Here is a 438-nt window from a genome sequence, read left to right on the forward strand (position 1 = left end):
GCCTTCCTCGAGGCTTGCGAGAAAGGCTTCCATTTCCCCGAAGCGGTCAGATTGCAAGGTCATCTTTGCCCATGCCTCAAAAATGAAGTGCTGCGACAAGCTCTAATCCCGCGGGCCGAGTTCGTCCAGTTTGCCGTGAATGCAGGCATAGGGTGTCAGGTCGGCACCCCGCGACATACGAAAGACGACAGAATGAAGCTGAATTCTGCCCTTGCGGCCCTCTCCCTCGGCTCATTCGCGATCGGATTGACGGAATTCTCTCCCATGGGCCTTCTGCCCGTGATCGCGAACGACCTTGAAATTTCCATCCCCACCGCGGGTCTGATTGTGACGGCTTATGCCTTCGGCGTGATGGTCTTTGCGCCGATTGTCACGCTCGCGGCGGGCCGTATGGCGCGCAACCGGTTGCTGATCCTGCTGGCCGTTATCCTTGCCGCG

General features: G+C 58.7%; 1 protein-coding gene. It reads left to right on the forward strand.

The window, feature by feature from the left end:
• Positions 1-192 precede the first annotated feature (192 nt).
• A partial coding sequence (locus tag CVV76_RS24365) for an MFS transporter (protein ID WP_332888552.1) occupies positions 193-438 on the forward strand: 246 nt, incomplete at its 3' end.

The organism is Acidimangrovimonas sediminis (assembly GCF_002871005.1).
GTDB classification, from domain to species: domain Bacteria; phylum Pseudomonadota; class Alphaproteobacteria; order Rhodobacterales; family Rhodobacteraceae; genus Acidimangrovimonas; species Acidimangrovimonas sediminis.